Origin of the sequence: Gardnerella sp. DNF01141, assembly GCF_049244255.1 — a bacterium.
In the GTDB taxonomy this organism is placed as follows: domain Bacteria; phylum Actinomycetota; class Actinomycetes; order Actinomycetales; family Bifidobacteriaceae; genus Bifidobacterium; species Bifidobacterium vaginale_E.
Window position 1 is genome coordinate 402,113 of record NZ_CP058391.1, and the last position, 24,097, is coordinate 426,209.

General features: G+C 42.0%; 19 protein-coding genes, 2 tRNA genes and 1 riboswitch. Of the genes, 6 read left to right on the forward strand and 15 right to left on the reverse strand.

Going from position 1 to position 24,097, the window contains the following annotated elements:
* Window positions 1-22: 22 nt before the first annotated feature.
* The 5 genes from tsaE to leuS all read right to left on the reverse strand — a co-directional run bounded on the left by tsaE (window position 23) and on the right by leuS (window position 7,749).
* The gene (gene tsaE / locus HXT35_RS01490; RefSeq protein ID WP_004127080.1) at window positions 23-595 is read right to left on the reverse strand and encodes a tRNA (adenosine(37)-N6)-threonylcarbamoyltransferase complex ATPase subunit type 1 TsaE; all 573 of its coding nucleotides are present in this window, start codon (window positions 593-595) and stop codon (window positions 23-25) included.
* Window positions 596-637: 42 nt separating this feature from the next.
* On the reverse strand, window positions 638-1,636 hold the full coding sequence (gene holA, locus HXT35_RS01495) for a DNA polymerase III subunit delta (RefSeq protein ID WP_004127075.1): 999 nt from the start codon (window positions 1,634-1,636) through the stop codon (window positions 638-640).
* 66 nt (window positions 1,637-1,702) lie between these two features.
* Window positions 1,703-3,385, reverse strand: a complete 1,683-nt coding sequence (locus tag HXT35_RS01500; protein ID WP_421788217.1) for a ComEC/Rec2 family competence protein — start codon at window positions 3,383-3,385, stop codon at window positions 1,703-1,705.
* Window positions 3,386-3,392: 7 nt separating this feature from the next.
* Window positions 3,393-4,235 carry a ComEA family DNA-binding protein gene (locus HXT35_RS01505; protein ID WP_004127069.1) on the reverse strand — a complete coding sequence of 281 codons (843 nt, stop codon included), beginning with the start codon at window positions 4,233-4,235 and terminating at the stop codon, window positions 3,393-3,395.
* 529 nt (window positions 4,236-4,764) lie between these two features.
* A complete protein-coding gene (gene leuS, locus HXT35_RS01510; RefSeq protein ID WP_004127067.1) occupies window positions 4,765-7,749 on the reverse strand; it encodes a leucine--tRNA ligase in 2,985 nt (994 codons plus the stop codon).
* 240 nt (window positions 7,750-7,989) lie between these two features.
* Between leuS and HXT35_RS01515 the strand changes: the two genes are divergently transcribed.
* The 3 genes from HXT35_RS01515 (at window position 7,990) to HXT35_RS01525 (ending at window position 11,236) form a co-directional block, all read left to right on the forward strand.
* A complete protein-coding gene (locus tag HXT35_RS01515) occupies window positions 7,990-8,445 on the forward strand; it encodes a hypothetical protein (RefSeq protein WP_004127064.1) in 456 nt (151 codons plus the stop codon).
* A 104-nt stretch (window positions 8,446-8,549) separates the two neighbouring features.
* Window positions 8,550-9,356, forward strand: coding sequence for a fructosamine kinase family protein (locus HXT35_RS01520; protein ID WP_421788219.1), 807 nt, complete (start codon window positions 8,550-8,552; stop codon window positions 9,354-9,356).
* A gap of 65 nt (window positions 9,357-9,421) precedes the next feature.
* Entirely contained in the window at window positions 9,422-11,236 is a 1,815-nt protein-coding gene (locus HXT35_RS01525) for a hypothetical protein (protein ID WP_004127060.1), read from the forward strand.
* An 8-nt stretch (window positions 11,237-11,244) separates the two neighbouring features.
* Here HXT35_RS01525 and HXT35_RS01530 read toward each other — a convergent pair whose 3' ends face one another.
* Together HXT35_RS01530 and HXT35_RS01535 are read right to left on the reverse strand one after the other, a co-directional pair.
* Entirely contained in the window at window positions 11,245-13,056 is a 1,812-nt protein-coding gene (locus HXT35_RS01530) for an AMP-dependent synthetase/ligase (RefSeq protein WP_004127058.1), read from the reverse strand.
* A 133-nt stretch (window positions 13,057-13,189) separates the two neighbouring features.
* A complete protein-coding gene (locus HXT35_RS01535; protein ID WP_004127056.1) occupies window positions 13,190-13,804 on the reverse strand; it encodes a M23 family metallopeptidase in 615 nt (204 codons plus the stop codon).
* 203 nt (window positions 13,805-14,007) lie between these two features.
* Here HXT35_RS01535 and HXT35_RS01540 point away from each other — a divergent pair.
* Window positions 14,008-14,083: transfer RNA gene (locus HXT35_RS01540), tRNA-Asn, on the forward strand.
* 209 nt (window positions 14,084-14,292) lie between these two features.
* Window positions 14,293-15,258 (forward strand): ATPase, encoded by a 966-nt coding sequence (locus HXT35_RS01545; protein ID WP_421788221.1) that lies wholly within the window; start codon window positions 14,293-14,295, stop codon window positions 15,256-15,258.
* A gap of 197 nt (window positions 15,259-15,455) precedes the next feature.
* On the opposite strand, the gene HXT35_RS01550 is transcribed toward HXT35_RS01545, so the two are convergent.
* From HXT35_RS01550 to HXT35_RS01565, 4 genes are all read right to left on the reverse strand, one after another.
* On the reverse strand, window positions 15,456-16,949 hold the full coding sequence (locus HXT35_RS01550) for an amino acid permease (RefSeq protein WP_004127052.1): 1,494 nt from the start codon (window positions 16,947-16,949) through the stop codon (window positions 15,456-15,458).
* A gap of 47 nt (window positions 16,950-16,996) precedes the next feature.
* Window positions 16,997-17,184, reverse strand: a riboswitch (Lysine riboswitch).
* A 106-nt stretch (window positions 17,185-17,290) separates the two neighbouring features.
* Window positions 17,291-17,363 (reverse strand) — tRNA-Ala (locus HXT35_RS01555).
* Between the two features lie 109 nt (window positions 17,364-17,472).
* On the reverse strand, window positions 17,473-18,591 hold the full coding sequence (locus HXT35_RS01560) for a hypothetical protein (RefSeq protein ID WP_421788223.1): 1,119 nt from the start codon (window positions 18,589-18,591) through the stop codon (window positions 17,473-17,475).
* Window positions 18,592-18,724: 133 nt separating this feature from the next.
* A complete protein-coding gene (locus tag HXT35_RS01565) occupies window positions 18,725-19,630 on the reverse strand; it encodes a DMT family transporter (RefSeq protein WP_421788367.1) in 906 nt (301 codons plus the stop codon).
* Between the two features lie 459 nt (window positions 19,631-20,089).
* Between HXT35_RS01565 and HXT35_RS01570 the strand changes: the two genes are divergently transcribed.
* A complete protein-coding gene (locus tag HXT35_RS01570) occupies window positions 20,090-20,494 on the forward strand; it encodes a pyridoxamine 5'-phosphate oxidase family protein (protein ID WP_004127046.1) in 405 nt (134 codons plus the stop codon).
* A 131-nt stretch (window positions 20,495-20,625) separates the two neighbouring features.
* Here the strand turns inward: HXT35_RS01570 and HXT35_RS01575 are convergent, their stop codons facing one another.
* The 4 genes from HXT35_RS01575 to glmU form a co-directional block, all read right to left on the reverse strand.
* Window positions 20,626-21,075: a DUF3021 family protein gene (locus HXT35_RS01575; protein WP_421788225.1), complete on the reverse strand. Its 450-nt coding sequence runs from the start codon at window positions 21,073-21,075 to the stop codon at window positions 20,626-20,628.
* 110 nt (window positions 21,076-21,185) lie between these two features.
* Window positions 21,186-21,695, reverse strand: coding sequence for a LytTR family DNA-binding domain-containing protein (locus HXT35_RS01580; protein WP_064340409.1), 510 nt, complete (start codon window positions 21,693-21,695; stop codon window positions 21,186-21,188).
* Between the two features lie 138 nt (window positions 21,696-21,833).
* Entirely contained in the window at window positions 21,834-22,652 is an 819-nt protein-coding gene (locus HXT35_RS01585) for a histidine phosphatase family protein (RefSeq protein WP_116971100.1), read from the reverse strand.
* A gap of 34 nt (window positions 22,653-22,686) precedes the next feature.
* On the reverse strand, window positions 22,687-24,096 hold the full coding sequence (glmU, locus tag HXT35_RS01590; protein ID WP_004127038.1) for a bifunctional UDP-N-acetylglucosamine diphosphorylase/glucosamine-1-phosphate N-acetyltransferase GlmU: 1,410 nt from the start codon (window positions 24,094-24,096) through the stop codon (window positions 22,687-22,689).
* Window position 24,097 lies beyond the last annotated feature (1 nt).

Here is a 24,097-nt window from a genome sequence, read left to right on the forward strand (position 1 = left end):
ATATTTTCCGTGTATTTCTTAATTACAATTTTGCAAGTCGATTAAGCCAATCCTTGCCAACAGCTTTCAAAGTTACGATTCGCTCACCATCACTAGTAAAGTCGTCAACTTGCGAAGAATCAATAGGCCTTGCAATATGAACTTCTAAGCGCTCAGATGCCAGCACTCCAGCCATTTGCTCACCCCACTCCATAAGCACAACAGTGCCGTCTCCTGGCTCTTCCAAAGCTTCGTCAAGACCCAAAGATTCAAGCTCGTCAAGCAAACGCGAAACAGTATCTTGGCCCGGGGCAAAATTCTCACCACCCAAACGGTAAGCGTCAACGTGAATTAAAGTTGCAGGCTTACCATCCGCAAAAGTGCCGTGCAATTCACGCGCAATCGTAAAAGTTGGAGACACAATCGGCTCACTAATTGAAAGACCCGCGCCAAAACCTTGAGCGAACGTTGTTTTACCAGCCCCAAGAGGACCAGAAAGCAGCAAAACGTCTCCTTCTTTAACCAGTTTTGCCACAGATTTACCAAGCTCGCGCATATTAGTATCCGTAGGCACAGTACGAACTTTTTGCTGTTCTAACACCGTTTCTTCTTTCATACTTAACACAATCTTTCACATAATATTTGTAATTTACGATTTTTAATTTCCTTTAGACGAAATTATCATAATGCATTTTTCAAGCGCATAATTCGCGTCGCTAGATCCGCCTTTGCACTGCTCATCCGCCCAAGCTAAAGCTTGTAAACTTTTAGAAACTCCAGCACTACTCCAGCCTGCAAGCTGACGCATTGCCATTTTAAACGCCCACGGATTTGCTTTCGCTTCCGCACTAGAAATCGTGCCGTTACGAACTGCCATTGCAAGCGCAATTAAACGAACTTTTGAAGCCAAAGCGCCGATTAACGCTATAGGGTCAACTCCTTGCGCAACTGCAGTTCTTGCAGAAAGCACCGCAGAGCCTAAGTGACCTGTAACAGCTTTATCTGCCACAAAAAAGCCGGTAACTTGCGGATCTGCAATAAGATAGCGGTCAACAATATTAAGAGTTATTGGATTATCGTCATAGTCGAAGCATAATTGCGAGCACAATGCTGCAAGCTCGCCTGTTTTTCCACCCAAAACCGCCACAAGTCGTTGCGCAGCTTGCGGCTCAACGCTTCGATTGTAACGATCAAATATGCTCATAACAAAGTTGAGTTTTGCATCGTCTTTTTTAAGATCCGGCACTGTGATTATTTGAGCACCAGCTTTTGTAAGACGAATAACAATAGATTTTCCTTTAAGACCGCCTTCATGACGAGCAATAACCCAGCTTGCAGAAGATTCTACAAAATTATTTTCGTTATTTTGAGCTTGTTTGCAGAATTTTTCAATCGCTTCTACTAAAGACTCATCCGCATTTTGCAAATCGTTAATAGTAACGATTGTGCCGTCGCCAAAAAGCGAAGGGCCAACAGCTTCGTCAAACGCGTACTTATCTGCGGATGAAACGTCAAGCTCAATAATTTCAGCATCCGGAGCATTCTTCTGTATTTTTTCTCGCAAAGTTCTAGCATTAAGATTATTTAAGTAATCATCCCCGCCAACTACAAGAGTCACCGGCATAATACGTTGTGCGCGATTATTACTTGCTGCCATAATGCTCCTTAAACAAACTAACTTTAACCATCATAATATTCCTCTAGAATATGCGTACATATTTAACTACTCGAAGATTTGCGCGGCTTCACTTATGGTTCGCTTTACAGAAGATGCCCATAATTGCCCGATTATGCTTATGCGCTGAACGTAGTAACGATTGTGAAAACTGCGAAAAACAAGCATAAAAACAGCAAATATTACAACTTCTGCACATGCCATCATCCACGCTCCAGCAGCACCCTTCATCCAAGGAAACACGCCAAAAGATGCTTCATCACACCAATACGCGCACTTTTCCATAAAACTTGTTCCAATTGATGAAACTCTCGCAAAAACAAGCGATGCCCCAGCATTAAAACTCGCGCAAGCAAGCGAAATTAAGCCGAATACTGTTGCCCAATCCATAAAAGGCGCAATTATTAGATTCGCCGGCACAGACATAAAAGAAACTTCCGGCTGCATAAGAATTTGCACTGGCATCGTCCACAATTGTGCAGACAAAGTTATTGCGAGCGCAGAAGCGATAAAATGCGGCACATATTGCGAAAATGTTTTCGACAACGGCACTCCCATAACAACAATTCCCAAAGTTGCTGCAGAAGAAAGCGCAAAAGCATAGTCCCAAGCGTACGAAGGGTTTACTAGTAACACTCCAATAACAGTCCAACTTAGCGCGCTTGCCGACTGGTATGGGCGCTTGCAGCACCACGCAACCGCGGATATTATTCCCATAATCAGCGCCCTAAGTACAGATGCTGAAGGGTAAACTATTGCGGCTAAAGAAATCTGCAACGCAATTTGTATTGAAGAAGTAGCCCAACGCGGAAGTAGTAAATATGAGCAGCATCTGTAAATAATCATGCTAAGTAGCAAAAAGTGGCCTCCTGAAACAGCCATAACGTGCATAATTCCAGCATGCTGAAAATGCTGACGAGTCATAGTTGAATAAGTTGCGTCTATTGGATTTAGCGAATTTGTTGCTTCCGTTGGCACATACTCTTGCCCCAACATTCCAATAGTTATTCCCGGAACCAACATTCTTCCTTGAGTATCAAGGTTATTTGTTACGTTATAAAATGATTTCCACAAATTGTTAGCAGAGTTTTGCCAAAAGTTTGCGCCTTGTATAATTTGCACATTTTGCTGAGTTTTTTGCACATGCAATTCAGGCTTATTGTCAAAACGCGAAGATTTTAAGCTAACAGGAACTCGAATCCTCATACCGTAACTAATATTCCTGCAAACTGGATTGTATGCGTAAAACCTGGCATTAACGTAACTTTGAGTGTTTGCAAATTTGTAGACGCGCACATTAGCTTGACAATCTCCATTAAAACTTTTCGAAGCTCTAAAAGGAGTCAACACTCTAACTTCCGCCTCCGCAATATGAGTATTCAAAGTAGATTTATAGTTAGAATAATGAATTTTAGTAAGGTTTTCTGCACGTATTTCTTGCATAATAACGTCTTTTGAAAGCACGCATTGGCCAAGGTATGAAATCATGCATGCTGCTAAAGAAACGTACGCTACTGTTTGAATAGTTCTGCTCCAATCATTGCATTTACGACGCAGAAAAAATGCTACTAAAAAAGCGAAGAAAAATCCTATTATTGCAACTATTCCTGCGTGGATTACTCGCATTTGGCTCAACCATTTTCCTATTAGGCATCCAGCCCAGTAAGCTGCAGCAACAGGAATCATTCTAAAATCTCGACTTCCAGAAACGTTTTCTACTTTTTCTCGCATAATTCACCTATTTAACTTCAACATTTCCGCGGAATTTATTCAAAGTTTTAGGACCAATGCCCTTTATTTGCAGCAAATCTTCCAAACTGTTAAAACCGCCAACTCGTTTTCTATGAGCAATAATGCGCGCAGCTGTTTTTGGGCCGATTCCTTTTAAGCTTTGCAGTTGATCCACTGTTGCAGTGTTAATATTTATGCGAAAAGTATCACTCTTATTAGAAACAGATTTGCTTTTTCTACTTTTCCTACTTTTTCCGCTTTGACTGTTTCGACCGTTTTCAGATCTTTCGCTACTTTCGCCACTTTCGCCACTTTCGCTACTTTCGATACTTTCTCTACTTTCGATACTTTCGCTACTTTCACTACTTTCGATACCGTAGTCAGATTCACCATTTTCGTTATTTTTCTTAGAATTACTATCTTCTAAATCGTCAAAAGAACGCTTTGAATAATCCGCATTATCTTCTATTTTTTGCAATGATTCAGACTTACTATTTTGCACACGCTGATACGTTAACGACTGCGAAATAAGCATGGTAAGACTCGCACACAATGCAACGACAAGCACGAACATAATTGCCAAAGTATGGACTGGCTTCATATGAAAACGCGGAGAAGATTTTATGTTTCTAATAGTTTCGTCAAAAGAGTTAAAAGAGTCAAAATAATTTTCGCGCTTACTTTCGCGCATACTTTCGCGCATATTTTCGCTAAAGTCGTCGTCAAAACTTCGTTTAGAAAATTCTTCTAAAGAAGATGCAATACGCCGCCTAGGCAAGTCAATACCAGGCCTATCAATAGGCAAATTATTAGAATAATGCCGACCAGAATTTTGCCCAAAGTCTTCCATTAAATCCCCCAAATCTTAAAGTTCTTAACTTAACTATTGGGAAACTTATAACACTTCGCAACAAAAATCATCCCCTGTGGTTAAAACCTTTAACATTCTCTACTGTTCAAAGAACACTAAAATTAAAGCTCTGCTGACACCACACTAAACACAAAAACCACAAACTACCCCGCAGCTTAATTGTGTGACTTTAGTTGCACTTAGTAAACCACGCACTTGCGTAACAAACTTAACTAGTCTATGAGTTTTGTGTTGCGGTTTAATGTGTTGAGAGGCTGGAAAAATTGTGTTCAGTGCTAAAAGAGGACTGAGAAGCTACATTCTTTAAATATAGGCGAACACAATAAGCGTCTTTAGCAACCAGAGCGCCCGAAGGACGGGACGCACGCAAACACAAATTTTCCAGCCTCGTCAAAACCAAAAAACTAAATCAGTTACAAAACTCATAGACGAAACCCAAGAATAACAAAAAATGCTGTAAAGCGCGAAAGCAGGCCGTCGCGCAATACAGCATTAATTAAGCCGAATCTTACCTCTCGTCAGGCACAATAGACACAATCTTCGGAGCCTTCACAATCACCTTGCGCGGAGCCTTACCACCCAAGCGATCAGCTACAGCTTCCAAAGCGAGCTTTTCAAGCTCAGAAGCGTCAATATTTGGATCAACTTCAAGCTTTGCTCGAACCTTGCCCTTAATTTGCACAACGGCAGTAACAGTATCCTCACCAACGTAGCGAGAATCCGCAACAGGCCAATCTGCGTGAGCAATAGACTTATCATGCCCAAGCTTGCTCCACATTTCTTCGCAAATATGCGGCGCAATTGGAGCCAGCATAAGAATTAGTGGCTCAACAGCTGCTCGTGGCACGTGAGGAAGCGAAGTCAAGTGGTTGTTCAACACAATCAGCTTAGCGATTGCAGTATTTGGACGCATTGCTTCCATTTCCACAGTCACTTCTGCAATTGTATTGTTAAGAAGCTTAAGCGTTTTCTCATCGAGTGCATCTTCTGTTACTACGCAAGCGCCGGTTTCTTCGTTCACAACGTTACGCCACAAGCGCTGAAGGAAGCGCATGCCACCAACAACGTTACGCGTGTTCCAAGGGCGAGACTCAGAAAGCGGACCCATGCTCATTTCGTACAAGCGGAACGTATCTGCACCGTAGTTTTCGTACATGTAGTCCGGAGTCACAATATTCTTTAAGCTCTTGCCCATTTTACCGAACTCACGGTTCACACTTTCGCCATGCCAAGTAAACGTTGGTTCACCAGCGCCGTTTGATGCGACTTCTTCAACTTCGTCTGCTGGAACATACTGTCCGCGCTCATCCGTGTACGCATAAGCTTGAATCATGCCCTGGTTAAACAGGCGGTGGAATGGTTCTGCAGAATCCACGTAACCCAAATCATAAAGCGCTTTATGCCAGAACCTGGAGTAAAGCAAGTGCAAAACTGCATGCTCTACACCACCAACATAAAGGTCAACGCCGCCAGATACATGCTCTTTGCCTGGACGTTTCGTACCCATCCAGTAGTCATATTCGTCGCTGTCAACCATGTGCTCAGCGTCATTTGGATCCAAGTAGCGCATGTAGTACCAGCAGGAACCAGCCCAGTTCGGCATAGTGTTGGTGTCGCGGTAGTAGGTTTTTACACCGTCTCCAAGATCAATCTGAACTTTTACCCAATCATCGTTTCTGCTCAAAGGCGCTTCAGGCTCCGAATTTGCGTCGTCTGGAGCGTAAGTTTTTGGCTGATAGTCTGGAACGTCCGGCAAAGCAATCGGAAGCTCGCTATCTGGAACTAAGTGAGCTACACCATCCTCGTCGTAAACGATTGGGAATGGCTCACCCCAGTAGCGCTGGCGAGAAAACAGCCAGTCGCGAAGTCGGTAAGAAACCCTACCTTTTCCTACGCCTGCAGCTTCAAGCCAGGTCGTCACCTTTTTAATAGCTTCATCCACGCGCAAACCGTTAATAGACAAAGCGTCACCAAGCTTGTGCGTATGCTCTACTGCAGAATTAATAACAATTCCGTCGTGTGACACGAACGGAGCTTTACCTTCGTAATCTGCCAACTTTTCGTCAGAACCAGGCAGAGGCTCAACCGTGTAGATTACCGGTAAACCGAAGGCTTTTGCAAAATCGTAATCGCGCTGATCTCCGCCAGGAACTGCCATAATTGCTCCGGTGCCGTAATCCATAAGCACGTAGTCGGCAGTAAAGAGCGGAAGTTTTGCTCCAGTTACAGGATTAATTGCGTAAAGACCAGTGAACAAGCCTGTTTTTGCGCCTGCGTCTTCTGTGCGATCTTTAGCTGTTTTTGCGCGAGCTTGAGCTTGATACTCTGCCAAGCCTTCTTTAAGACTTGCGTAGCCACCCTTCCAGCTTTCTGGAACGCTAGCTTCCCAAGCTTCTGGAATATGTTTAAGAATTGGATGATCTACGGAAACAACCGCAAAAGTTGTGCCAAAAAGCGTGTCTGGACGAGTAGTGTACACTTCCAAATCGCGTGTTTCGCCGTCCGCACATGGCACTTCAAAGTGCACGGACGCGCCGTGAGATTCACCAATCCAGTTTCGCTGCATAAGCTTAACTTTTTCTGGCCAATCAATAGTGTTCAAATCTTCTACCAAGCGGTGTCCGTAAGCTGTAATTCGCATGGACCATTGGCGAAGGTTGCGCTGGAATACTGGGAAGTTTCCGCGCTCAGACTTACCTTCTGCAGTAACTTCCTCGTTTGCAAGCACAGTTCCCAAACCTGGGCACCAATTTACAGGAGATTTAGAAATATAAGCAATACGGAAGTCGTTCAAAACGTCCGCTTGTTCTACCTTGTTAAGCTCTTCCCACTTTTTGCCTGCAAATCCTGGGATTTCACGCTTACCGCTCTTAAACTCGTCAACGAGCTCGCAGATTGGTCGAGCAGAACCCTTTCCGCCGTCTTTGCGAACAAAATCAGGGTCGTACCAAGCGTCATAAAGCTTGGAGAAAATCCATTGCGTCCAACGCACATAATTCGTGTCAATCGTTGCAAAAGACCTACGATCATCAAAGCTCAAGCCCATGCGATGCAGCTGCCTGCGCATATTGGCAATATTTGCCTCGGTAGTAATGCGCGGATGCTGACCAGTTTGCACAGCATACTGTTCAGCCGGCAAACCAAAAGCGTCGTAACCCATTGCGTGAAGAACATTCTCACCCTTCATGCGGTGGTAGCGGCTTACAACATCCGTTGCCAAGTATCCAAGAGGATGCCCAACGTGCAAGCCTTTACCGGAAGGATACGGGAACATGTCCATTGCAAAGAAAGAAGGACGACCGTCAGCATTCCTGCCTTCGCCATCCTTCAAATTGCCCTTAACATTAGCAGCCCAGAACGTGCCCTGCTCGTCCCAGGTTTTTTGCCAGCGCTGCTCAATATCTTGTGCGAGCTGCGCGTTGTAACGAAAAGCTGGCTCAGCAATAGTAGCTTTATTGTCAGCTGTTGCATACTGTTGATCGTTGTCGTTCATACCCTAGGACTATAGCGTCTTATGCAGTCATTATGCAACACTTTTTACAAGTTTTATTGATATTTTATTGAGAAAATATGTAGTTTTAACGTAAGTTTTCCTAATACGCGCACAAAATTAAGATTTTATGCTTATTTTGCAAAATAAATCATTACAATAGTAAATAAACTTTTTAAGCGAATAAAGATTAGAAAATTAGGTAAAATTCAATAAAACTATAAATATTAAAGAGGTTGTGAATTGAAAGTACAAAAAAATACGTTACTACTTATTGCTTGCTTAGTTTGGGGCGCTGCTGGTTTTAATATTCTTAAGATTGGCTTGTTGGCTTACCAGAATTATTTGCAACCGCTGAATTACGCTTTGTCTCTAGTTGTTTTTGCAATATTCCAATTCCTGATTTTTGGAAAACTCGTTAAAAAACATACTCAAAGAATCCTCGCATACAAAGAAAAACAATTTTTCCTCAAATTCTTTGACGTTAAATCTTTTATAATCATGGCTTTTATGATGACTTTTGGAATTGTTTTGCGCGCAACCAACATAGCTCCCGAACAGTTTATTGCAGTGTTTTACACCGGTTTGGGTTCTGCACTATTTTTAGCAGGATTGCTTTTTGGCTATCAGTTTGCAAAAACATTCTGCCCTGCATTTAAACACAGCTTGTCTGATTGTGCTAATACTTCAGTAAAATAGTGAGATTGGGAATAATTTAGTTTATTCGTAAAATATTTATTAAGTGTGTAACGATAAGCCGTATATGCATAAGCTGTATATGCTAGTACGTTAAGAAGGCTGCTATGGACAATAATGTGTATAAAAAAAGCAGATTATACGCACCTGAGCGTTTTTTTGAATGCGAAGGCAAGGGTTTGCAATGGTTGCAAGAAGCCCATAAGTTTGGCGGCCCTAGAGTTGCAAAAGTGTTTGATTGGGGAAACGACTACCTTAATATTGAGCGAATTGACACTGCTTCCCCAACTCCTTTAGCTGCTTTTGAGTTCGGTGCAGCTCTTGCACACATGCACGACTATGGTGCGAAATATTTTGGTCAAGCTCCTGCTGATTATGATGGAACATGCTATTTTGGACCTTTAAGCGACCCTGTTAATATGCCAACTGGCGAGTGGAATAACGTTATTGACTATCTTGCGGATGGGCATTTGCGTCCTATGGTTGAGCTTGGGATTGCTCGCGGAGAGCTTACTAAAAGCGATTTGGCTCTTACGAACGAAGTTATTGATGCGCTGCCTGATTTATTAGGAAAGACTGCGGAAGATAAGCCTGCGCGCGTTCACGGCGACTTGTGGAGCGGAAACGTTTTGTGGACTAAAAGCGAGGATGGAGAGCATACTGAGGCTGTGCTGATTGATCCTGCAGCCCACGGCGGGCACCGCGAAGAAGATTTAGCTATGCTTCACCTGTTTGGAATCAGCTATTTTAAGCAGATTTTGGACGGATACCAGTCTGTACATCCACTTAAGGCAGGTTTTGAGCAGCGCATGATTATTTGGCAGCTCTACCCTATTGCAGGCCACTGCGTATTCTTTGGCGGCGGATACGTAAGCGAGTATCGAGAAATGTGCAGAAGATTATTAAATAGCTGATTTTCAGCAGTAAACAAATAAAACATTTAAAGACTTAATCGTAAAAATTACGAAAGGCCATTAGTATGATTCGTTTGCGTGTAAGCACTTGGAAAAGAATTATAGTTGTGCTAACAGCACTAGTTTCAACACTATTTGTTGTTAGTGCATGCGGAACTACTTCTAAAACTTCTTCCAGTCCTAAAAACGTGCAGCAAACGTATCGCGGAAATGTTGTTATTTTCACCCCTTCAGATGGTTTAGCTTTAACAAGACACAAGCCACTAAGCACATGGGATCATCTTGTTCCAGAAATCGTTAAAGACTTAAAAAATAAGGGTTTTAACGATGATTCTATTACTACAAAAACTTCTTCTAGTCTTTCGCAGCAGAGTCAAGACGTGCAGGATTATGTTGTGAATTTGCTAACACCATTGCATTTAGAAAATCATAACAATAAAAATAAGCAAAATACTGGCAATTCAAACGAAAAAATTAAGAAGAAGCTGAGTAAAACCACTATTGTTATTGCTCCATGGACTAATAAGAATGGCAATAATAATTATGGGGATTACGCAACTTTGCCTACGTCAAACAAAACAGAAGACACAAAAAATAAGCAGGGTCTTTTAGCGGGTAAAAACGATTCTGAAGACACAGACAAAAATATTCTTCTTTCTCAAAAGCGTTTAGCCTCATCTCTTCGACTTGCTCAAAAATCTGGAATGCACGTAGTTATGCTTTCGCGTTCAATTCCAGGATTTAAGCCAGATGTTCTTTTCCACCTTTCTGACGCTAGTAGCATTGGCGAAACTCAAGCAGAAACATTAGTTCAAAAACTTGCTCTCGACCGTGCTACTCGCGAAAATCCGCGCTATATTGAAGTTCTTTTGCCATGCCACAATCAGAAAAATATAAATTTGCACGCAAAAACTAATAGTGGCACAAACGGTCAAAACTCAAACGATTCAAACGGTTCAAACGATTCTGACTCAAATAATGCAGATTCTAACAGTGAAAACCAAAATTCTTCCTCAAATAATAATCAAGAATCTCAAAATAGTGGCGAAAATAGTTCAAAAGATAATGCAGATAACAGCTCCTCAACACAGTTAGAAGACGAGTTTGCAAAAGAAGCTTTTGCAGGAATGTGGAAAGTACTTAGACCATATTTTGCTTCTGGCACTCTGCTTAGCACTTCCGGAAAATTGCATGCAAATAGTAGCGAAAAAGACTGGATTAACGTTGCTTTTGACGCAGATAATTCGGATGCTGTAAAAACTGAGTTGAAGAATCGTATTACTAAAAACGATAATCTTCTAACTCCTTCACCAATGCATGTTGACGGCATTATTGCTCTTGACGATCAAGTTGCTTTGCAAGCTTCGCAAACTTTAAGCGATTTAGGCTACGAAGGAAGCGCTGCAGACATAAATCCTTCGTTTACTTTGCCGAATGTTATTGGAAACTTCATTGGTAAAAGAAATCTTATTAAGCGCCCTGTTCCTTCTCCTAAAAACAGCTCCAATAAGAACGCAAAAGACGCGCAAATTAGCAAGGAACAGTCCGAAGATGCTAACGATGCTGCTAACGCAAAAAAATGGCCTGCAATAACCGGCTACGGAGCATACAAGAATATTATGCCAAATATTGTAAGCGGCAAGCAGTGGATGACAACTATTGAGCATCAGGCACAGATTAGTAAAGATATTACAGAAATGTGCGATTCGTTAAATAGCACCGGAAATCTTTCTACAAAGATTGCAACAAAACAATCGACAATTGAGCCTGGAATTACGGTTCCAACTGTTTATGAACAGCTGATAGCAGTTAGTGCAACGAATTTGAAGGCTCGCCTAATAGACCCGGGCTACATTTCCCTAGCTGATGCAGGATTGTAAAGTTACGCTTAGTGCTTTCGAGGAGCGTAAATAACGCGCTCAATAAGCTCGTGGTAACGCTCAACAACTGCCTGACGTTTAGCTTTTAAGCTTGGCGTAAGCAGACCGTTATCTTGCGTAAAAGCGTCCGGCACTATTTCAAACTTACGAATAGACTCCGCCCTAGAAACAAGCAAATTAGCTTTAGTGACGGCACGCTCAACTTCTGCACGCACAATTCCGTTTACTGACGCTTCTTTAAGCGAGCGCACTTTGCACGCTCCTCTGGAAGCAAGCCAAGAATTTACTTCCGCCAAATCAAGCGCAATAAGCGCCGCAACAAATGGCTTTCTGTCTCCAATAACAACCGCTTGAGAAACAATTGGAGAAGACATTAACGAAGCTTCTAACGCGTTTGGAGATAAATTCTTTCCGCCAGCCGTAATAATAAGATCTTTCTTTCTGCCGGTAATACGCACAAAACCGTCATCATCTAAAGAACCAAAGTCACCCGTATGCAACCAGCCGTTTACAATTTGTTGACGAGTAAGCTCCGGATTATTATGATACCCTTTGCATACTGCTGGGCTTTTAATACACAGCTCACCATCATCCGCAATTGCAACAGACACGCCTTTTACCGGCAAGCCAACAGTTCCAATACGGTATCCGCTTGTAGGATTCACCATAGACGGAGCGCAAGTTTCAGTCATTCCGTAACCTTCAAGCAAAGGCAAACCGATGCCGTTAAAGAAGTGCGCAATCGACATATCGAGAGGAGCGCCTCCGGAAATAGCGTACGAAACAGAACCGCCAAAGACTTGCAAAAGTGGCTTATAAACTAATTTTTTGCATAATGCGTGGCTTAAAGCAAGCATAGGTGGAACCATCGCTTTAGACTGCTGAGAATAAGACCATTGACGCGCAACTTTTGCCGCATAAGCAAAAATAAAACCTTTAACTCCCCTGCCGGCTTTTTGCGAAGCAGCGTTATAGATTTTTTCAAAAATACGAGGAACGCCAAGAATAAAAGTCGGCTTAAACGTTTGAAAATCAGACAAAACTGTTTTCAAATTGCTCGTTAAACCAAGCGTAACGTTTCCAGCAAAGCAGAAGAATTGCATAAATCTTGCGAACACGTGAGCAAGAGGCAAAAACAGCATTAAGCGAGGATTACCTTTTAAGGCAATATCTGGCATAGAAACAACGCCTGACTTTGCAATAAAAGCAAAATTACTATGCGTAAGCTCAATTCCTTTAGGCTCGCCTGTTGAACCGGAAGTGTAGACAATTGTTGCTAAATCACTTCCGCAAACCGCGTGAACTCGCTCGTAAAACTCCGAATCAGTTACAGTTTTACCGTACTCAATAAAAGCATCAAGCGCTCCACGGTTTATAACATAAACGTCGTGAAGAGTAGAGCAATCATCCTTAACAGCTTCTATTTTTGGAAGCATATCGGCAGACTCAACGAATATTGAGCAAACTTTAGAATCCTCAACAATATGCTGTATTTGAATAGATGAGCTAGTTTCGTAAATTGGCACGGTTAAAGCGCCAATAGACATAATAGCCATGTCAAGAACCGTCCACTGCCATGAGGTATGCGCAATAATCGAAATAGAATCCCCCGGCATAACTCCGCGCGCAATAAAACCTTTAGCAACAGCAACTACCATATCTCGAAATTCTTTAGCAGAATAAGACTTCCACGAACCTAAAGAATCAACATACTCAATTAACGAATCATTCGCGCAGCGAGAAACTCGATCTTCTAGCAGAGAAAAAATATTAACATCTGTATCAATAGCTTCATCAAGTGGACGAGAATATTCTTGCATATGCGCTCCTGTGTTGCATAATCGATATTAATCTTTACTATACGCTGTTCACACCCTCACACTATGGCAATATCTACAAGATTGACGCAGATTTTGTTCAGTTTTCTACAAATATGAATATTAATTATGCTATTTAGTTGACTGGCTTAAGAACGATTTTTTTGCGAGCAGTCATACTTGCAGGGTTTACGTAAGTACGATTCTTTCGTTTTAGACCCCATTGCACGCAGCGATTTGCGCAATGATCCGACCCACCTTCAACATGAGCAAATTTTTGCCCCTGCTTTACAAACACTCCAACAGTAAGATTTGTTACCGCAGGCTCAAAAGTAGAAGTAAGCTCACCATGCCTAATTGTTACAACAGACTTTCTAGCAACTTTACCAACAAAACTAATAACACCATCTGCAGGAGCATAAAGAGGAGTTCCTTTTGAAGCTGCTAAATCCACACCGCGATGCCCAGCCATCCAAGGCTTAGGCGGCGGATTAAAAGCTTTTACAATACGAGGAGGCTTTACCGGCCACTTCATAGCAGATTTGCATGTTTCTTCACTATAAAAACTTTTAGCAAGAGCGCAGCTTTTACAGCATACGCCTAAAGATTTAGAAGCGTAGTATTTAGCAGGATTATTTTGCTGCATTTCGTATTGCGAAAACAGCGTATCTAATAAAATAACTGAGATTATAAAAATCCCCAAGCAGGCAGCTATTCGGCAATATAATTCATAATTTTTGCGAATACACATATATCCCCCATAAATATTTATAAAGCGACTTTTATAAAAGTTTTGCAGCTAATTTGCCAAAATCATAAGCTTTTAGCGCATTGTGGATAAAACATATGCTTATAATCACTATTTCGACACGCCAAAACACGCCATATTTGCATCTTCAAAAATTCCGTGTAATATAAATGTCTTGTGCGCGGCAGTAAGCCTGCACAAAATATTCCTGCGTAGCTCAGTTGGCAGAGCGTTCGACTGTTAATCGAATGGTCGCTGGTTCAAGCCCAGCCGCAGGAGCCATCAAGCCACTGGAAGTCCAGTGGCTTTTTTGTTTTTAAAAACACGAGAATACCCCGCGAATTGCTAATTAGGCTTAAGGCAACACCCTCAAATATCAACAAGATATACGCCTAACAAAGTGGCTAACTTAAAAGCTTTGTCGTAAAATAGATACAAATGTGTCATCAGAAGATACGCATTGGGCAATCATTAACAAACAGAGGAAAACAATGATTCAACACACCTCCGAAAGTGCCGATAAAGGCAAAAAGAAGAAGCTAATCATCCTTATTGTAGGTATTGTTGTACTTGCATTAGCTCTTAGCGCACTTGGCGCATTTTGGTACGTAAAACAAACCGAGCGCACAAAGGCTGCACGTAAACAGTGCGAAGTTAAAGTTGCCCAAGTTATGAAAGCTAAGAAAACGTGGGACGCTTTAGTAAAAAACAGAATTCTTATTAAGCTTTCGAAAGATAAGTCTGAAAATGGCAAGAAGCTTGCGGAAATAATAAAAGAGAAAACTCCTGAAGCTGTAAGCTGCACAGCAAACTCTCCGGAAGAGCTTGGTAGCCAAAGCGCTGAGGCTTTGGCAGCTTCTGAATGGTATGCGGTTAAAGCAAAAGAAATTAGAGCTTTAGCTATTGAATTAGTAGATAGCGTTGACACAAAAGCTGAAGACAAAGATAAGAAAGAAGAAAAGAAGGAAGAGAAAAAGGAAATACAGAAAACAACCAGCAGTGTGATTAGGCGCTCTAACATTATTCCTCAAAAGACGAATACCACACCTAAGGATAACAACAAGGACAAAGACAAGGACAAGGACAAGAACAAGAACAAGGACAAAGACAAGGACAAGAACAAGGACAAAGACAAAGACAAAGACAAAGACAAAGACAAAGACAAAGACAAGGACAAGAACAAGGACAAAGACAAAGACAAAAACAAAAACAACAGCGGCAACGGAGACGAAAACGGCGGCAGCACCGGAAACGGCAACACCGGCACCGGCAGCGGTAGCGGTAGCGGAAGCACCGGCAGCGGTAGCGGTAGCGGAAGCACCGGAAGCGGCAGCACCGGAAACGGTAGCGGAAGCACCGGCAGCGGTAGCGGTAGCGGAAGCGGAAGCACCGGAAGCGGCAGCACCGGAAATGGCAGCGGAAGCGGAAGTGGAAGCACCGGAAGCGGCAGCAACTGAAATACTAAAGAAAATGATGGTCAAAAAGATTCAAACAGTGATACAAAAGTAGACAAAATCCTTCTAAAAAACCGGATATAGTAGCAAAAAGAAAAAGAAGACAATAAAACATATTGCGCTGTTATCTGACTCAATATAAAAGCTCCCAACGAATCCGTTGGGAGCTTTATTTGTGCCTTTATAAATTAAATACTTTCTTAAGCTTTTACTTGATTAGCAGCTTTAATACCGGCTAAATCAACTTCTTCAAGCGGAATAACCTTAGTATGATTCTTAATCTTGTATCCAACGTACAAAATCAAGAACAGTGGCACAGACATGTACGTAATGCCAATAGCCTGCCAGTTAAGAGTTGCAAATGAGTGCAAATCCTGGCCAACAATAACCAAAACGCACAAAAGGAACGCAACAATCGGACCAAAAGGATACCACTTTGCTCGGTACACTAAATCGTCCAAAGAATGTCCTTGAGCCACATACGCTTTTCTAAAGCGGTAATGCGCTAAAGCAATACCCGCCCAAGCAATAAAGCCTGTTAAACCACTTGCAGCAACCAAGAACATGTATATTTGCGAGCCAAAAATACTCATGAAGAACGTGAACAAAGCCACCACAAATGTTGCAATCAAAGCTGGAACTGGAATACCACGGAAGCTTACTTTGCCGAAAACTTTCGGAGCATTACCGTCTTTTGCAAGAGCATAAAGCATTCTAGTAGAAGCGTACATTCCAGAATTTGCTGCAGAAATAACAGAAGTCAAAATAACGGCATTCATAACTGCTGCAGCGGCTGCAAAACCGACACGCTGGAACACGAGTGTGAATGGGCTTATAGCAATATCAGTTACTTCGGATCCAAGCAAATTCTTATCGGTGTAAGGAATAATGCATGCAATAACGAAAATCGCAAGAATGTAGAAAAGAAGAATACGCCAGAACACTTGCTTTACAGCCTTTGGAATACTCTTTTCTGGAGTTGCAGACTCGCCTGCAGTAATACCAATAAGCTCAGTTCCTTGGAACGAGAAGCCGGCAATAGCAAACGCACACAACACTGCAGGAACACCACCGGCAAACGGAGCATCCTTATGCGTAAAGTTTTGCAAGAATGGAGCTTTGCCGCCAATAATGCCAACAATTGTAAGCATGCCAACAACGAGGAACACAATAACCGCAACAACTTTCACAATAGAAAGCCAGTATTCTGTTTCGCCGAAGCACTTAACTGTAAGAACGTTAATCAGCAAAATAAGCATAAGAACCGAAAGCGAGAAAATCCATATTGGCACTTTCGGGAACCAGTATTGCAAAACAATTGCTGCAGTACTAACGTCTACAGCCACCGTAATAGCCCAGTTAAACCAATAGTTCCAGCCCATTGCGAAACCTAAAGCAGGATCAACAAAGCGTCCGGAGTACGAAGCAAACGAGCCACTAATTGGCATAAACGTTGCCATTTCGCCAAGAGAAGTCATAAGGAAGTAAACCATAATGCCGATTGCGCCGTACGCAAGCAAAGCGCCGCCAGGACCAGCCATGTGAATTGTTGCACCACTAGCAACAAATAAACCGGTACCAATGCTGCCGCCTAAAGCAATCATGGAAATATGACGTGTTTTCAAAGCACGATGAACATCGTGATTCTGCTGAGAAGTTTGTTCAGCAGTAGATGGTAATGAACTATTACTCATTTTTCCTCCTTTTATGTCGTCTCAGAGGCAAAACAAGCAACAGCGTGCGTGTCGATAGCGCTCCGCAGCGAATGCCGAAATCGCTGCGACAGTACTTGGTTTATTAAACCAAGTCCCAGCATACTACCTTTGGAAATCAGCAGTAAACTTCGGCGCTCTCCCCTTTTGTAAGTAATCAACGCTTTTCCGAGCTCATACTTACTACTCTTGTTGAGCGCAACCTCTGGTCGATGGTGTTCATTATTAGTACTACTTAGCGACAAACATACAGAATTGCGGCGTGGCGAAAAAAGAATAAAAAAAAAATCTCGGCAAATTATGTAACCTGCCGAGATAAATCGTGGAGCTAGGGGGATTCGAACCCCCGACCCCCTCCATGCCATGGAGATGCGCTACCAGCTGCGCCATAGCCCCATTTTTAGTTATGCTGTTCAAGCGAACCTTTGATAGAATACAACAAATTAGCGCTCTATCCAAATGCGGCGTGTCGAATCAGCTTAAATATTACTAAAAATATCGCTACTTAATTACCGTTTGAACTACCGGAATTTTCTGCATTTCCAGAAGTAGACGCTCCGCCTGAAGCTCCCCCTGAAGAAGATCCTGAACCACCGTTAGAAGAGCTACCTGAAGCACCACCAGGAGCAGTTGACGACGAGGAGGACTCCCCGCTTGAGTTACTTCCCGAAGTTGATTCTCCAGAATGCGATCCGCCACTTGTTGAAGAATTATCACCACCAGGCTCACCGTCAGTAGAATTTCCTAAATTAGAATCTGAGTCATCGCGGGAATGTAAACCGTTGTTTTCATCCTCTTTTTCTGAATCCTGATTTTCTGAATCACTATCAGACGGCTTCTTATGCTCAACGCCATTATTGCTATTTTGTTGAGGATTTACCTGATTTTTAGGCTTCTGCTGAATCTGCTGAGGCTGAATATTGTCCGTTCCCTTGCCTTGCGTAAAAAGCAAAACAATTCCTGCAGTAACAACAACAGCAACTAAAGCGCTTATTACAGCTATAGCAATAGTTGCAGCATAACTATTCTTAGGTCGATTTAAATTACTTTCGTTAGCATAATTAGAATCGCGAATAGCTTTAGATAACGGCACAGGCTGACTCAACTCGCCTTCCGACAATTCCATATCTTCTTCGCGCTGCTCTCGTAAAGCAGAAAGCTCTAAAAGTCGCGTATTTTCTAATTCTGGATCTTTAGCTTCAGAGCTTATAGTTCGCCCAGAATTAACTTCACTATTTTGCCTAGAATACGCCATACGAGCATCATCTCCCGCGACTTTATATCCAGCATTTCTTACTTCAACATTGTAGACAGGATGCATGTTAAGAGTTTGAACATTATCTTTATATTGCTTCGAATCATTAGCATAACCAGCAGCGTCAGAAGTGCCAGCAGAATCAGAATTATTAAGATTCTTAGGATTTGCTTCAGCTAACTTGCGAGAAGAAGCGTGAATAACATTCTGATACAGCTGAGAAGCCACAGCCGACACAATCGAACCAATAGCCACACCAATAACCGAACCGGCAATACCAATTTTAGAAGCGAGCAAAAACGAGGTCACTGCTGCCAGCGAACCCGCTAAAACCTGCGTAAATGATATGCCTTTGAAGAAATTCTTCACGTGTTTACCTTAACTACCTAACAATGTATTGCGAAACATAAATGCAATATGTATAAACTTATTACAAATTACAAATTACCACTCACAACGATGGTATCACTCAAGGCATGAGTTGGATAGCTATTTTAGGAATCTACTTAGTTCTTTCTTTGCTTCCATAATGTTCGCCCAAGCTTGCAATAATAATGGCTGCAAATATTAAAGCAAATCCCACAAATGCCATATTTGACACATACTCATGGTAAAGCAGCGTAGAAAATAGTAGAGTAAATAAGCTTTCAGTGCACATAATAACCGATGCGTTTGCCGTAGAAAGATTAACCAAACTATAGTTTTGCATAATTTGCGCAGCAACAGTCACCACAACAATTAAGTAGAACATGTTTGCAAAAATAGAAAGATTATCCGCGCCGTTGAAATTAGGCAAAGGCTCATAAATTAACGCTCCAGCTAAGAACAGCACTCCTGAAACAACAAATTGTCCAAAAGTTAAAGTTACAGGATTATATTTTCTTGAATAATACGCAAGGAACGTAAGATTAAAAGCGAAAACTGCAGCGCATACAAGAGTCAGAATATCACCATAAGAAAGCGTAAGAGCGAACATTCCTGGCTTTAAAGCCACAAAACCAACGCCAGCAACACAAACTACAGCAGCAATCAAACCTAGTATTGTAGGCTTTTTCTTAACAATTAGCCAAGCTGAAAATGGTGTAATAACGCAGTAGGCTGCAGTAAGAAAAGCACTACGACCCGGATCAATTGTTTGCAATCCTTCAGTTTGCAAAACTAAAGTCGCATAGTATGTAACACCAGTTATTAGCGAAGGAATAATCAATTTTTTTGTAAAAGTTTTACGAAGAGTGCCGAAAAAAATTATAAACATAATCGCGCACGCACCAATCATGCGCACTCCCATAAGCCATTGAACCGGAAAAACTTCGAGAGCATACTTTGAAGAAACGTAGCTGCCACCCCAAATAGCAGCACAAACTAACAACATTAGTTGAGAAATATGAACACTGTTCCCTTTAGGCATGCCAGATTTATCAACTATTGATTTAGCTGCTTCACCATCAGCTTTCATAATGCCTCCCCTTCAACTATAAAAGTTAATCCACTAATAAAAGTCGCTTCCTTAAAGCCGCTTCATAAAAGTTACTTCATTAAAGTATCTTCCTTAAAATTTTCTTTTATTTAGTGAATTTAGTTTATAAAATACACAGATTAGCCATAAAATCGGGAAAAGTACAACTTTTCGGCGTTCCTCAGGAAAATTTCCGATACGCGCTTCATAAAACCGATATACTTAACTATTTTGCTTTATATCTTTCACATAAGTAATTTTTATAAAATTCGGTGATTTATATCACAACTGCGTAATTTTTTGCAGCACACACTCGTATACTCTTCTAAAGAAGCGTAATGTAAAAGTAATGACTTGTTTAATTGCACACCACAGACGCGCGCAATTTTACTAATAACGAAAGGAAATATTATGGCAACTCTTAATGCAGATATGAAAGAATTTATTGCTAATAATTTGGCTTGGATTGCAACAGTAAGCAAAGATGGCGAACTTGATTTAGGACCAAAAATGTCTATGTTCGTGCTTGACGACAACCACCTTGCCTACCACGAGCGCACTGCAGGTCAGCATTATAAGAACTTGCAAGACGGCAGCCAGCTAGTAGTTGCTTTTGCTAATTTGGCAGAAAAGAAGGGTTATCGCTTCCGTGGAACCGTAACTCTTCACACCGATGACGCAATTTACGAGGAGCAGGTTCGTGTGGCCGAAGAAAAAGGCACAAAGAAGCCAGCTGCAGTTCCAGTTATGGAAATCACTGAGATTCAGGACTTGACTTCTGGAGCTACTGCCGGCAAAACAATCGCAAAAGATTAATTTATAGCTTTCGCAAAACGCCGAATTAGTACGTTTCAAGCAAGCGGAATACAATATCGAGTGGCGTTCGTCCTCAACGGCGAAGATGAACACCACTCAATTCTTTATTTAATTATTTAGTTGTTTCTAATTTACTTATTTTCTTTACGCAATGCTTGCAACCTAACATTCATTTCTTCCGCTTTCTTCTTCTCGAAGTAATAAATTATTGCAGCAATAGGAATCGGTAAAATAACAGTGAACGCAATCCATCCGCAAATCACCGCTGGATCATCTTTAAATGAAATCCATCCAACAATCACAGACACAATAAATTGAATAGCAATTGGCGGAACTAGCGCAAAAACGAACTTCGCAAGATTTGACATGCGTTCATTCGACCAAAAAATAGCGAATACTCCATAGCCTATGCCTATAACAAACGCGGCTACAGCATAAGATGCAATTCTGTTTCCAACCGCGCTATGCGCTAACAGGCTTGAAATAAAAGACATTACTGTAAAAATAATGCATCCTATGCTAATGCCTTTAGCAATATTTTTTACAATTGTTTTACCTAAAGTTGTAACTTGCTTTTCCATAATAATCGCTTCCTTTTAAGTATTAAAATCTAGTATTAAAAAAAATCAGTATTAAAATTTTGATAGTTTTATATTTGACTACATTCTAGCTACATTCGTTATTACTATAACTACATCCCTAAGCGCTTTTTGAACCCAGCTAAGCATCTGCGACTAATCCACTCAACGCTTCCATCGTCCATTTTTACGCTCATACTTCCACCAAATCCTGGATCGACTCGAACAATGCGATTCAAGTTCACGATTGCGGATTTAGATATGCGCACAAACGACGCGAATTGCGGATTGTCAAAATCCATTAGGCGCTTGTAAGACACGCACTCGCCTTTATCACCGTGAATGATTACGCGCGAATTTTCAACGCAAATCATAATCACATCTGGCTCGTGCATAACAATAATCGAATCGTTAATATAACCGTATATGAATGGATTATTGTTGCTCAACTTATCTGAAGTATTAATTTCAGTATTATTTTCAGCACTTCTTACATTTGCATCATTGGAGTCAATGCTTTGTAACTGAGCGATAATGTGCTTAAGCTCATCGTCAATATTGTGAATTGACAACTGAACTGACTGCTCTTCCTCAGGCGGAACGATAGCAATAGTTACTTTCATCAAGCCTCCTTTCCGTACACTACTGTTAGCGTTTGTTAGCTTTTTGTTTTGTAATTTTGACTATACGGCACTGTAAATAGTCTGTCTTTACAAAATCGCTAAACGGTAGCTTTCGGTAATTAAGCGGTAAAGGAGAGATTACGCAGCACCCCAAATGCGAATAAGACGCTGGCTTGTAGGGTCAGCTGCAGGACCTTGATCATAAGCATCCAAACGCCAATGAATCGAACCATCAGCGTTAAGACTTGGAATTAAGCGCGCCCAACGGCCGTTTCCCATGCCGCCAATCGTCTTGTAAGAAGGATCTACTTTATCTAATCCAAGCAGCTTATGAACAGTTTGCGAAAGACAGGAACCATGCGAAAATACTAGCAAATCACGGTCTGCGCCAGTTTTGCGAGTCCAATCTTCTACTGCAGCAGCAGCGCGCTCTCCTACTTCCTGCTTAGCTTCAGCACCATGACGAAGCTCCCCGCCTTTACCTTCAACCCAAGCTTTGAAATCTTCCGGCCACTGCTCGCTAATCTGCTGACGATTCAAACCTTCCCACTCGCCAAAGAAACGCTCGCGCACACCATTTTCAACATGCACATGAAGCCCAATCTTATCTGCAAAAGCATGAGCAGTCTGTTGAGCACGAATAAGTGGAGAAACAATCGCCACAAAACTCGCGTCCGCTTCTTCTGGCGTAATGCGCACGTGTTCAGTGCTGTTCGGGTCCTTTGGATCTTCTAAATCAGAAGCACCAAAAAGCACGCGCAAAGCTTTTCCAGAGCGAGTCACCTGATCCATTCCAGACTCATCCAAAGCAATATCAATCATGCCTTGCAAACGGAACTGTGCATTATACGGAGTTTGACCGTGGCGAATAAGCATAACAGAACGAGCAATTCCTTCATGCGCACTATTAATGGAATTATTTACGTTACTCGCAACGTTTTCAACAAAATCAACCATAATCTACCGCCTTCTAAAGCCTTTTATAAATAATTTAACGCTCCCAGCTAGGCTTCCAGCCTTCAATTACGTGCTGAGTATTTTCCGAATACACCATAGAATCAGCTGGAACATCGTGACGCACAACAGAGCCAGCACCCGTAGTTACGCCATCAGACACATTTACTGGAGCCACAAAAAGATTACCTGCACCAACGTGAACACCAGAACCAATACTCGTATGATTCTTATGCACGCCATCATAGTTTGCAGTAATCGTGCCACCACCAATATTCGTACGCTCGCCCAAGTTTGCATCGCCAATATAGCTTAAATGCGGAACCTTAGTGCCGTTACCAATATGCGCCTTCTTCATTTCCACAAAAGCGCCGGCCTTACTTTCTTCACCAAGCACATTTCCTGCGCGCAAATACGTCCACGGACCAATGTTAGCAGCCCTGCAAATATGCGATTCTTGCACGCGCGAACGCTCAACTACAGCATCCTCGTCAACTTGCGCATCAATAAGAGTCGTATAAGGGCCAACAACAGCGCCGCTTAAAACAGTAGTATGACCCTGAAGGAAGCAGCCAGGAAGAACAGTTACATCTTGAGCAAGAGTTACGTCATCTTCAATCCAAGTAGTATCCGGATCAAGAATAGTTACGCCTTCAAGCATCCAATGCTCGCACACGCGCCTATTATAAGCTTTTGCGAGCGCAGCCAATTGCACTCGCGTATTTACGCCTTCTACGCTAAGCGGATCTGGAGCAGACATTGCTCCCACATGACCAAACTTTCTAGCATGCTCCAAAGCGTCCGTTAAATAAAACTCGCCTTGAGCATTTTGAGAATTTAAGTTTGCGATTGCATCACTTAGCACATCGGCATCAAATACGTATACGGAAGTGTTTACTTCTTTAATTGCAAGCTCTCCAGCATTTGCATCTTTATGCTCTACGATTCGCAAAACATCGCCGTTTGCTTCGCGAACAATACGGCCGTAGCCAGTAGCATCGTCTAATACTGCTGTAAGAACAGTTGCAACATTACCATGATTATTGTGAAAATCTACTAAAGATTGAAGAGTTTGAGTGTCCAAAAGAGGCATATCGCTTGCTGCAATTAACACAGCACCTTTTAGCGTTTCGCCAGTTTCTTTTTTAGCGATTTCGTTAAGATCTTTAATAGCGCACTGAACTGCGCGGCCAGTTCCAGGAGTTTCGTCCTGATTCACAATATGCACATTTTCGTTATAGCTAACAGCGGCAGCGGTTACACGCTCAGCCTGAGCATGCACAACTACAGCCAGCTTATTTGGATTTACGCCAGCCACAGCATTCATAACACGATTTAAGAAAGTTTTTCCAGCAAACGGATGCAGTACTTTCGGAGTTGCTGAACGCATACGCGTCCCATCACCTGCTGCCAAAATTATTGCCGCAGCTACATCATGCTTTTCCACG

Excerpts from the sequence above, each read along its gene's own strand:
- tsaE (WP_004127080.1), bottom strand. The coding sequence starts at position 595 with ATGAAAGAAGAAACGGTGTTAGAACAGCAAAAAGTTCGTACTGTGCCT.
- holA (WP_004127075.1), bottom strand. The coding sequence starts at position 1,636 with ATGGCAGCAAGTAATAATCGCGCACAACGTATTATGCCGGTGACTCTT.
- HXT35_RS01500 (WP_421788217.1), bottom strand. The coding sequence starts at position 3,385 with ATGCGAGAAAAAGTAGAAAACGTTTCTGGAAGTCGAGATTTTAGAATG.
- HXT35_RS01505 (WP_004127069.1), bottom strand. The coding sequence starts at position 4,235 with ATGGAAGACTTTGGGCAAAATTCTGGTCGGCATTATTCTAATAATTTG.
- leuS (WP_004127067.1), bottom strand. The coding sequence starts at position 7,749 with ATGAACGACAACGATCAACAGTATGCAACAGCTGACAATAAAGCTACT.
- HXT35_RS01520 (WP_421788219.1), top strand. The coding sequence starts at position 8,550 with ATGGACAATAATGTGTATAAAAAAAGCAGATTATACGCACCTGAGCGT.
- HXT35_RS01525 (WP_004127060.1), top strand. The coding sequence starts at position 9,422 with ATGATTCGTTTGCGTGTAAGCACTTGGAAAAGAATTATAGTTGTGCTA.
- HXT35_RS01530 (WP_004127058.1), bottom strand. The coding sequence starts at position 13,056 with ATGCAAGAATATTCTCGTCCACTTGATGAAGCTATTGATACAGATGTT.
- HXT35_RS01535 (WP_004127056.1), bottom strand. The coding sequence starts at position 13,804 with ATGTGTATTCGCAAAAATTATGAATTATATTGCCGAATAGCTGCCTGC.
- HXT35_RS01545 (WP_421788221.1), top strand. The coding sequence starts at position 14,293 with ATGATTCAACACACCTCCGAAAGTGCCGATAAAGGCAAAAAGAAGAAG.
- HXT35_RS01550 (WP_004127052.1), bottom strand. The coding sequence starts at position 16,949 with ATGAGTAATAGTTCATTACCATCTACTGCTGAACAAACTTCTCAGCAG.
- HXT35_RS01565 (WP_421788367.1), bottom strand. The coding sequence starts at position 19,630 with ATGCCTAAAGGGAACAGTGTTCATATTTCTCAACTAATGTTGTTAGTT.
- HXT35_RS01570 (WP_004127046.1), top strand. The coding sequence starts at position 20,090 with ATGGCAACTCTTAATGCAGATATGAAAGAATTTATTGCTAATAATTTG.
- HXT35_RS01575 (WP_421788225.1), bottom strand. The coding sequence starts at position 21,075 with ATGGAAAAGCAAGTTACAACTTTAGGTAAAACAATTGTAAAAAATATT.
- HXT35_RS01580 (WP_064340409.1), bottom strand. The coding sequence starts at position 21,695 with ATGAAAGTAACTATTGCTATCGTTCCGCCTGAGGAAGAGCAGTCAGTT.
- HXT35_RS01585 (WP_116971100.1), bottom strand. The coding sequence starts at position 22,652 with ATGGTTGATTTTGTTGAAAACGTTGCGAGTAACGTAAATAATTCCATT.